Raw genomic sequence first — 5,474 nt, forward strand, 5'->3', positions numbered from 1 at the left:
GTCCTGGTCGAAGCGATGCGTGCCGGTCCCTCGACCGGGATGCCCACCAAACCCGAACAGGCCGATCTGGAGCACGTCCTCTACACCAGTCAGGGCGACTCCAACCGGGTAGTGTTCGCGCCCGGCAACGTCGCGGAGTGTTACGACCAGGCGCGCGAGGCGTTCCGGGTTGCCTACGAGTACCAGATTCCGGCGGTGATCGTCATCGATCAGAAACTCTCCGGCGAGATGACCAACGTTCCGGAAGCTCACTTCGACCGCGAACCCAACCCAGACTTGGGAAGCACGCTCACCGAAGAGGAGATCGCAGAGGCTCCCCACCACGCTTCGGGGAAGTTCAACCGCTTCCAACACGATCCCGAAAATGGTGTGAGTCCCCGGTCGATCCCCGGCCAGGAGGGCGGGCGCTACCTCGCCTCCGGCAACGAACACACCCCGCAGGGGCATATTTCGGAAGACCCCGACAACCGGGTGGCCCAAACCGACCGCCGACTGCGGAAACTCGATGCCATCCGCGACGATCTCGACAGTACCGACCTCGATCGCCAGACGGCGTACGGTCCCGACGATGCGGAGTATGGGATCTTGGTCTGGGGCAGTCAGCAGCCCACCGTTGAGGAAGCGGTCGACCGTCTGAATGAGGATGGCCACTCGGTAAAGGCGCTCGGCGTGAGCGACCTCATGCCGTATCCTGAACAGGACGTGACCGACTTCTTAGAGTCGGTCAAGGAGTGTCTGGTGGTGGAGATGAACGCGAGCGCACAGTTCCGCGGGCTCACCCAGAAGGAACTCGGACGGTTCGGCGAGAAACTCACGAGCCTGCTGAAATATAATGGGAACCCGTTCGAGCCGGGCGAGATCGTCGAGGGCTTCGACGTCCAAGTGAACGGTGGCAGCGAGCCACCGACGGCCCAGATTCGGCTCGAACCGGCGGCAGGTGATTAATCCATGAGCAAGTCATTCAGCGCGATCGGCAGTGCGGCACAGGACGACGAGATCGACCGCGAGGTGTTCACGCCGGGGATCGAACCCCAGGCGACGTGGTGTCCGGGCTGTGGCGACTTCGGCGTCTTGAAGGCGCTGAAAGGCGCGATGCCCGAAGTCGGGCGGACGCCCGACGAGACATTGTTGGTGACGGGCATCGGCTGCTCGGGGAAGCTGTCGAGTTACTTCGAGTCGTACGGTGTGCACTCGATTCACGGCCGCTCGCTGCCCGTGGCACGGGCGGCGAAGCTCGCGAATCCCGGTCTGGAGGTGATCGCGGCGGGTGGTGACGGCGATGGCTACGGTATCGGTGGCAACCACTTCATGCACACCGCCCGCGAGAACCACGACATGACCTACATCNGGCTACGGTATCGGTGGCAACCACTTCATGCACACCGCCCGCGAGAACCACGACATGACCTACATCGTGTTCAACAACGAGATCTTCGGGCTCACGAAAGGCCAGACCTCGCCCACCAGCCCGAAGGGTCACAAGTCCAAAACCCAGCCCCACGGCTCGGCCAAAGACCCCATCCGACCGCTCTCGATGGCGCTCTCCGCCGGCGCATCCTATGTCGCGCGGACCGCCGCCGTGAACCCCCGCCAGGCGACCGAGGTGCTGGCCGAAGCCATCGAACATGACGGGTTCGCCCACGTCGACTTCCTGACCCAGTGTCCCACCTGGAACAAGGACGCCAAGCAGTACGTCCCCTATACCGATGTTCAGCAATCGGATGAGTTCGACTTCGATGTGTCGGATCGGCGCGAGGCCGCCGAGATGATGCACGAAACCGAGGACAAACTCTACGAGGGCGAAGTCCTCACGGGGCGGTTCTACGTCGACGAAGACCGCCGATCCTACGGCGAAGAAAAGCGCCAGACCGGCGAGATGCCCGAAGATCCCCTCGCCGAGCGGTACTTCGACGACGACTACGATTGGGAACGTAGCTACGACCTCCTCGACGTCCACAAGTAGGGCTATCGGCGCTCCCCTCAACGCACCGTATTCTGATCACGATTTTCGCTGAGAACGAACGACATGGCTCCCTCGAAGCTCCACAACACCAAGATCGTCTGTACACTCGGCCCGTCGTCCGCCGACCGCCAAACCATCGAACGCTTGGTCGATACAGGAATGTCGGTTGCACGACTCAACGCGAGCCACGGCACTCGTGAGGATCGCGCGGCCCTCATCGAACGAGTGCGCGCGGTCGACGCGGAGACCGACTCGCCCGTCGCCGTGCTGCTCGATCTCTCGGGGCCGGAGATCCGTACCGCACCGCTGGACGAGCCGATCGAACTCGAAACGGGCTCGGAGGTGCGGTTTTCCGTCGGCGACACCGCGACCCCGGCGAACGTCGGCCTCTCGGTGGACGTCACGGCCGTCGAGCCGGGCGATCGGCTGCTTCTCGACGACGGGCGGATCGAAACCGTCGTCAGGCGCGTCGAGGACGACACCGTCGTCGCAGCGGTCGAGAGCGGTGGCACGCTCGGCAGTCGAAAGGGGGTCAACGTGCCCGGTGTCGACCTCGGGTTGGACCCGATAACGGAGGCGGACCGACGGGAACTGACGCTGGCGGCCGACCACGGGGTCGATTTCGTCGCCGCGAGTTTCGTTCGGGACGCTGCGGACGTCTACGCCGTCAACGAAGCGCTCGAAGCCCACGGCGCGGACGTGCCGGTGATCGCCAAGATCGAGCGTGCCGACGCGGTCGACCATCTGGACGGCATCGTCGAGGCAGCCTATGGCGTGATGGTCGCCCGCGGAGATCTCGGCGTGGAGTGTCCGCTGGAGACGGTGCCGCTCGTCCAGAAACGGATCATCCATCGATGTCGCGACGCGGGAGTGCCGGTGATCACGGCGACGGAGATGCTCGACTCGATGACTCACGCACGCCGGCCCACGCGTGCGGAGGCCTCGGACGTGGCGAACGCAGTACTCGACGGCACCGATGCGGTGATGCTCTCGGGCGAGACGGCCGTTGGCGACCATCCGGCACGCGTCGTCGAGACGATGGCGACGCTGGTCGGCGAGATCGAGCGAAACGACGAGTACGCGGAACGTATCGAACAGGACATCCCCGAGCCCGGCGACTCCCGGACGGACGTGCTCGCCCGCTCCGCACGGTATCTCGCGCGCGACATCGACGCGACGGCAATCGTGGCCGCCACCGAATCGGGCTACACCGCGCGCAAGGCGGCGAAGTACCGGCCCGACATCCCGATCGTTGCGGTGACGCCGTCGGAGAACGTCCGCCGGCAGCTCGCGCTTTCGGCGGGTGTCCGTCCCCGGTTCGCACCACTCACCGAACAGAGCGAGAACGCGGACGTCGTCATCCGGAACGCCGTCCAGACGGCGATCGACACCGGCGTGGTCGCGACCGGCGACACGGTGGTCGTCCTCGCCGGTCTGATGACCGCGCTCGAACAGGCGAATCCGACGAACATGCTCAAAGTCCACGTGGCGGCCGAAATCGTCGCCTCCGGCCGGCCGGTTGTTTCGGGACACGCCACCGGTCCGCTGTACCACTCGACTGATGGCGATCTCACCGATCTGCCTGCGGGAGCCATACTGGCGCTCCCAGTCGACTTCGACGACGAGTTCGTCGGCGACCCCTCGACGCTCGCGGGTATCGTCAGCGCCCACAAGGGCGTCACGGGCTATCCGGCCATCGTCGCACGCGAACTCGATCTCCCCATGACGAGCGCCGTGGCGCTCCCCGACGATCTCCAAGACGGAACGACGGTGACGCTCGATGCCGAGCGTGGCGTCGTCTACGAGGGCGATATTCCTGGACTCTCTGGCTGATCCGCGGATCGAATCCGACCCGGACCCGAACCGAATTCGACTCCATGCGAACTCCCTCTGATTGCGGTGGAATCCCGGAGTGAACGTTGCTACCGATAGGTTTTACTGGTGGACTGTGTGTGTGCCAATATGGCACCGAACACTGTCGGCTTCGTCGGGCTTGGAATCATGGGGCTACCGATGTCGAAAAACCTCGTGGACGCGGGATACGAGGTCGTGGGTCACAACCGCTCGCCAGAGCCAGTCGACGAACTCGTCGACCACGGTGGCGAACGGGCCGACACCCCGCAGACAGTCGCGGAGCGAACCGATACCGTCATCACGTGTCTGCCGGACTCGCCGGTCGTCGAGTCCATCGTTCGCGACGACGACGGGGTTCTCGCCGGACTGAGCGAGGGGATGACCGTCATCGACATGTCGACGATCTCACCGACGGTCACCGAGGAGCTCGCAGCCGACATCGATGAGGCGGGCGCGAACATGCTCGACGCGCCGATCAGCGGCGGCGAGGAGGGGGCGATCGATGGGACGCTCTCGATCATGGTCGGTGGCGACGAAACCGTACTTGCCGAACACGAGGACCTCTTCGAGGTGATGGGCGAGACCGTGACCCACTGTGGATCACACGGCGCTGGTCAGACGACGAAGGCCTGCAACCAGATCGTCGTCGCCGCACAGATGGTTGGGGTGAGCGAGGCCCTCGTCTTCGCCAGCAAGGCCGGAGCGGATCTCGAAGCCGTCGTTGAGGCCATCAGTGGTGGTGCTGCCGGCTGCTGGACGCTCGACAACCGCGCGCCACGGATGATTCAGGGCAACTTCGACCCCGGATTTTTCGCCTCGTACCAGTACAAAGACCTCCGAATCGCGACCGATGCCGGTGAAGCGTTCGGCGCACCGATGCCACAGACCGAAATCGCCCACGAACTCTACAAAGCCATGGAAACGACCGATCGAGGACGCGACGACAACTCGGGAGTAATGCAGATCATCGAAGACCTCGCTGGTGAGGAAGCGCGCGTCGAGGAGTAGAGCGACGATCCCCATCTGGCTATTTTGCTGCGAGCCTGTCGTATGCGTTGCTTCGACGCCGCCGATGTCGAGATGGCGAGTCGGGTGACCCCTGCTGACGACTGACCACCGATCGAACACCGATACAGGGGTCAGTGACACCTTGACTGGCAGGAATGGCTGATTGGGTATCGATACCGAAAGATACACTACTACATCATCCCATGTCGATAATGGCATATGAGAGTCAACGACACTGTAGGTGGAAAGAGCCAGCGAGGACAGCCCGTCAGCGACGGTCTCGGAGGCGAGCGATGACCGCTCGACACGACGAGCGGCTGCACGACCGGAAGTTCGTCCGCACGTTTTTCACCACGCCGACGGCGGTGGAAGGCGAGGAGGATTCGGCGAAGATGTTGCGGAGCGCAAGCGGGCTCAGCGGGATGGAAGCGCCGGACGTGTGGGTGCCGGACAACGAGGACGCTACCGCCCCCTCGATGCGCGACGAGGGCGCTCACAATATTATCGAGGTCCTCTCGGAGAACGGCGCGGCGTTCCCAAGCGAGATCCACCCGCGGGTGGTGTGGCACCGCGACAGCCCCCAAACCCGGTATCAGGGGTTCCAGCACATGCTCGACATCGCCGATCCCGACAACGGGGCCGTCGAGCA

At 64.1% G+C, this 5,474-nt stretch carries 2 protein-coding genes and 3 pseudogenes; all 5 read left to right on the top strand.

All coding sequences use genetic code 11. The annotated features are described in order from the left end of the window. A pseudogene (locus C449_RS17280) lies at positions 1–945 on the top strand (2-oxoacid:acceptor oxidoreductase subunit alpha); the annotation flags it as partial. A gap of 3 nt (positions 946–948) precedes the next feature. Beyond that, a pseudogene (locus C449_RS17285) lies at positions 949–1,963 on the top strand (thiamine pyrophosphate-dependent enzyme). Between the two features lie 63 nt (positions 1,964–2,026). Then, positions 2,027–3,796 (top strand): pyruvate kinase, encoded by a 1,770-nt coding sequence (gene pyk, locus C449_RS17290; RefSeq protein WP_006079343.1) that lies wholly within the window; start codon positions 2,027–2,029, stop codon positions 3,794–3,796. A gap of 129 nt (positions 3,797–3,925) precedes the next feature. Then, positions 3,926–4,825: an NAD(P)-dependent oxidoreductase gene (locus C449_RS17295; protein WP_049914426.1), complete on the top strand. Its 900-nt coding sequence runs from the start codon at positions 3,926–3,928 to the stop codon at positions 4,823–4,825. A gap of 293 nt (positions 4,826–5,118) precedes the next feature. After that, positions 5,119–5,474, top strand: a pseudogene (locus C449_RS17300) (malate synthase); the annotation flags it as partial.

Origin of the sequence: Halococcus saccharolyticus DSM 5350, assembly GCF_000336915.1 — an archaeon.
Taxonomy (GTDB): domain Archaea; phylum Halobacteriota; class Halobacteria; order Halobacteriales; family Halococcaceae; genus Halococcus; species Halococcus saccharolyticus.

Bases quoted from the DNA above. Each gene is read 5' to 3' on its own strand.
- C449_RS17295 (WP_049914426.1), top strand. From the start codon at position 3,926: ATGGCACCGAACACTGTCGGCTTCGTCGGGCTTGGAATCATGGGGCTA.
- pyk (WP_006079343.1), top strand. From the start codon at position 2,027: ATGGCTCCCTCGAAGCTCCACAACACCAAGATCGTCTGTACACTCGGC.